Here is a 3,880-nt window from a genome sequence, read left to right as displayed (position 1 = left end):
CTCCGATGCGAGCTTCGGAATCAAAGGAGCTCTAGTAACTTATTGATTCTAGTGCGGCCTTGAATTTGAAGTTCCTATAAAGCGATTGCGGCAACACTGATAGGAACTTCAAATTCGCCGCACTAGTGTGGCGGATTTGACGTTCGCTTCGGTGCTAGCTGCAGGTCCTTCAAGCGAATGTCAAATCCAAAGCCACACTAGCAGACTACATTTTCAATGTGTCCCTTTGGTTCTGACATCCGCAATCAAACCCTCCGCCAAGGTATGCCGATGTCAGAACCGGGACGCTGGCCTTTGAGGAGATAACCGAACATGGGTCACCTTCGCACCCTTTGCGCTGCCGCCTTCGTCGCCGCCACCGCCTTTGCCGCCGCGAGCCCCGCGGACGCCGCGCCTTTCCATGTGATCCGCTACGCGGACACGGGCTTCTGCCAGGTCTGGGATAACGGCTTCCCGACCGCGCCGTGGCCGGTGCATTACACCGTCATGACCCATCGCCAGCCGACCTACGAACGGGCGGTGGCCGTCAAGGGCCGGCTGTTGAACAAGCACTACTGCTCGCTGTAAAAACCAGACTCGATCGGCGGAACGGAGCTCCAGCGCGGCAAGATTTGAATTCCTACCGATATCGCGAGGGAATTCGCAGCTCTTTCATCAGCACATCATGCGCAGCCGATATCCGCAGGAAGGCCTCGGCATTGCCACCCGCGTCCGGATGGACGCGCTTGGCCAGCAATTTGTAGGCGCGATGAACTTCGCGCTCGGAGAGACGGCGCTCGAGCGGCAGCCCCAGAAGCTCGCGGCAATGTTCTTCCGGCGTCAGGGTTTTCAGCGGCGCATTTCGCCTGCCGAATTGCGGCGCGGTGAGCGCCGATAACACCTCCCTGATGACGCCGAGCCGCCGCCGCGCGGCGGCGTGCATCGCGTGGTCGGCATCCTCCTGGGCGGCGCGGCGCAAAATCGGCAACGCCTGGGAGGCCGCATGACGCAGCGTTTCTTCCTCGCTGCTTCCTGCGATCCAAAGTACGAGCCGCACCGCCTCGTCATAGTCGGGCGCATGCGCCGACCAGACGCGGTCGAGCTCAAGTTTCCATTCCGCGAGCTGCCGGTCCATGGCGACATCCTGAGAGCCATGAAACACCCCGCAGGAATAAAGCTTTCCTTTCCTGCCGGCGCGGATTTGAATTAACTTGTTGTCAAAATCATAACGTCGGGAAACTCCATGCCGCTTCTCGAACATCATATCGCTGTCGTGACGGGATCAGCCTCCGGCATCGGCCGTGCGATCGCGGCCGGTTACGCCCGCGAAGGCGCACAGGTCGTCCTCCTCGACATCAACGAGCAAGCGGCCGGGGAAGCGGCGGAAGATATCCGCCGCGCCGGCGGCAGGGCTTCAAGTTACCGGCTCGACGTCGCCAGGCGCGAGGATTGCGTTACGGTCGCCAAGCTCGTCGGCGAACAGGTTGGCCGGATCTCGATCCTGGTCAACAATGCCGGCATCAACAGGCGCAACGCATTTGCCGGCGACGCCTCGGCCGTGATCAAGGATTGGGAAGATATCATCTCGATCAACCTCAACGGCGTCTTCAACGTGACGCACGCCTTCCTCGAACCGTTGCGCGCCAGCAAGGGCCGCATCGTCAATATCGCTTCCATTCAGTCCTTCGTGCATGTGCGCACGCCGAACTCGCCGGCCTACACCACCTCCAAGCACGGCGTCCTCGGCTTCACCCGGGCGCTGGCCGCCGAACTCGGAAAATACGGCGTGCGCGTCAATGCGATCGGCCCCGGCCTGATCGAAACCCCGCTTAACGCCACGGTGCGGGCCAATAATCCGGAACTGGTGAAAATTTTCATCGACCACACGCCGCTCGGCCGCGCCGGAAAACCGGAAGACATCGTGGGGCCGGCGATCTTCCTCGCCTCCGACCTGTCATCCTATGTCACTGGATCGATCCTGATGGCGGACGGCGGTTACCGGGCGATCTGACGGCACGCCGGCCGCTTTGGAGACGCGCGGCTAGTGAACGCGATCTTCAGTTTCCATTCGCGACGGGCCGGACGGCTTGTTCGCCACATGCCGCACGACCCGGAGGGTTTACGATTGATGTTGATCGATCCGCCGTACAATTGCTGGTGTCATTCTTCCTCTGCTAAGAATTGCGCTGAGATCGGCAGGAGCGAGATCAGTGGCAAACAGTACAGCCGGCCGGCCGGGACCAGCCGGACCGCAAGGGCGGCCGGGCGAGCCAGGAAAGCCGGGGCCGCAAGGTCACCCCGGGCGGCCTGGACCAGAAGGTGCGCGCGGAAAACCGGGGGCGCAGGGCAAGCCGGGAAAAGCCGGGCCTCGAGGCGCGGGTGGCGAAGCGGGACCGCAGGGAAAGCCGGGCGTACAGGGCGAAAAGGGCCCGCGTGGCGAAGCCGGTCCACCCGGCCAGTTGCCGTCAATCGATCAGGTGATGCCGTGGCTACACGTACTGTTCGACGCTTACGAAGACTACAAGCGACGGCGCGAACGCGAGGACGTCGAGGCCGCCGCGCGTGAGGCGACCACGCAACTGGCGTTTGCTGAACAAGAACACGACGAGGTACTGTTCGACGACGGCGATGAAGACGACCGCAGCGACAGGAAGAAAGACAAGAAGAAAAAAGACAAGAAGCGCCGCAAGCACAATGACAAGAAGAAAGACAAGAAGTGACGTGCACTAGGGGTGCGGAGCTTCCTTCCGTACCTTGCCGAAATGCCGTGCGAGATAGAACGCGATGATCAGTCCGCCGATCAGCGCCACTGCGCATAACGGCCACGGCGGCGGCAGTTGCGGCAGGAAGATGTAGAGCAGCGCGAGACCGATCGCGAGATTGCAGAAGCCCCAGACCACATTGACGACCGCTGAGGACTCGCCGACGCCCTTCGGCGAGGCGAACGGCGTCTGAAAGCGGTTGCCGCAGGTGCCCTGCACGATGTGCGGGATCGCGTTCGTCAAGAACACACCGGCGAAGAACCATCCCACATAGACATACCAGACCATGATCAATCCTATTGGTCGTTACCCGAACCTAAGCCGCGAACGCTCCTTGGCCTTCTCGGCCTCCACCGCGCGGTCGCGCGACGGAGCATGGGTATGGAGCGAAGCGAGCAGCCGATGCGCGGCAGCAGAGACCTCCTCGACGGCGCGGTCGAAGGCGGCCTCGTTGGCCTGTGACGGCCTGTTGAAGCCGGACAGCTTGCGCACAAATTGCAGCGCAGAGGCGTGAATTTCGGCATCCGTCGCCGGCGGTTCAAAGTTGAACAGCGTCTTGATGTTTCGGCACATTTTTCATTTCCCTTCGCGAAAGGTCGGAGCCGGGGTGGCAGCCGGCTGGCTCACCACCCATTTTGTCGTAGAATAACCGGCGCGCTTGCTTTCCGTAAGCCCGGCCCTGCACACGAAGGACGTTTCCCGATGAGCCATGTCATCTACAAGATCGTCGAGCATGACGGCGGCTGGGCCTATACCGTCGACGGCGTGTTCTCGGAAAGCTTCCCGAGCCACGCCAAGGCTTTAGCGGCCGCGCGGCGGGCCGCCGCCGAACAGCGCGTGCCCGGACGCACCGAGGCGATTGAGTATGAAACGGCCGACGGAAAGTGGCACACCGAGACCGCCTCCGGCGGCGATCGTCCGGACACCGACGTTCAGGACACGCCGTAACCCGACAAGCCATCAGACAGGGATGACACCATGAGGGGTTTGCAGCCGCTCCTAACTGCGATTTTTGCGGTCACATCGTTGGCCGCGATGGCGGCTGACTATCCGCCGCCGAAGCAAGGCGACTTCATCGTGCACGACTTCAAATTCCACAGCGGCGAGGTGATGCCGGAGTTGAAGCTGCACTACACGAC

The 3,880-nt window shown here is 61.8% G+C and carries 7 protein-coding genes and 1 pseudogene; 5 read left to right on the top strand and 3 right to left on the bottom strand.

Annotation, left to right across the window (positions count from 1 at the left end; all coding sequences use genetic code 11):
• The first annotated feature begins 312 nt into the window (after positions 1-312).
• On the top strand, positions 313-567 hold the full coding sequence (locus WB528_RS10855; RefSeq protein WP_423888415.1) for a hypothetical protein: 255 nt from the start codon (positions 313-315) through the stop codon (positions 565-567).
• A 52-nt stretch (positions 568-619) separates the two neighbouring features.
• Here WB528_RS10855 and WB528_RS10850 read toward each other — a convergent pair whose 3' ends face one another.
• Positions 620-1,114: a J domain-containing protein gene (locus WB528_RS10850; protein WP_423888414.1), complete on the bottom strand. Its 495-nt coding sequence runs from the start codon at positions 1,112-1,114 to the stop codon at positions 620-622.
• Positions 1,115-1,222: 108 nt separating this feature from the next.
• Here WB528_RS10850 and WB528_RS10845 point away from each other — a divergent pair, with 108 nt between their 5' ends.
• Together WB528_RS10845 and WB528_RS10840 are read left to right on the top strand one after the other, a co-directional pair.
• Positions 1,223-1,990 carry an SDR family NAD(P)-dependent oxidoreductase gene (locus tag WB528_RS10845; RefSeq protein WP_423888413.1) on the top strand — a complete coding sequence of 256 codons (768 nt, stop codon included), beginning with the start codon at positions 1,223-1,225 and terminating at the stop codon, positions 1,988-1,990.
• A 199-nt stretch (positions 1,991-2,189) separates the two neighbouring features.
• A complete protein-coding gene (locus WB528_RS10840) occupies positions 2,190-2,699 on the top strand; it encodes a collagen-like protein (RefSeq protein ID WP_423888412.1) in 510 nt (169 codons plus the stop codon).
• Between the two features lie 6 nt (positions 2,700-2,705).
• Here WB528_RS10840 and WB528_RS10835 read toward each other — a convergent pair whose 3' ends face one another.
• Positions 2,706-3,029: a hypothetical protein gene (locus WB528_RS10835; protein WP_423888411.1), complete on the bottom strand. Its 324-nt coding sequence runs from the start codon at positions 3,027-3,029 to the stop codon at positions 2,706-2,708.
• Between the two features lie 18 nt (positions 3,030-3,047).
• Positions 3,048-3,314 (bottom strand): DUF2277 domain-containing protein, encoded by a 267-nt coding sequence (locus WB528_RS10830; protein WP_423888410.1) that lies wholly within the window; start codon positions 3,312-3,314, stop codon positions 3,048-3,050.
• 129 nt (positions 3,315-3,443) lie between these two features.
• On the opposite strand from WB528_RS10830, the gene WB528_RS10825 reads away from it, so the two are divergent.
• Together WB528_RS10825 and WB528_RS10820 are read left to right on the top strand one after the other, a co-directional pair.
• On the top strand, positions 3,444-3,689 hold the full coding sequence (locus tag WB528_RS10825; protein ID WP_423888409.1) for a DUF2188 domain-containing protein: 246 nt from the start codon (positions 3,444-3,446) through the stop codon (positions 3,687-3,689).
• Positions 3,690-3,719: 30 nt separating this feature from the next.
• Positions 3,720-3,880 (top strand): annotated as a pseudogene (locus tag WB528_RS10820) (alpha/beta fold hydrolase); the annotation flags it as partial.

The organism is Bradyrhizobium sp., assembly GCF_049586575.1.
Lineage (GTDB): Bacteria > Pseudomonadota > Alphaproteobacteria > Rhizobiales > Xanthobacteraceae > Bradyrhizobium.
This window is presented reverse-complemented; position numbering and strand designations above follow the sequence as displayed.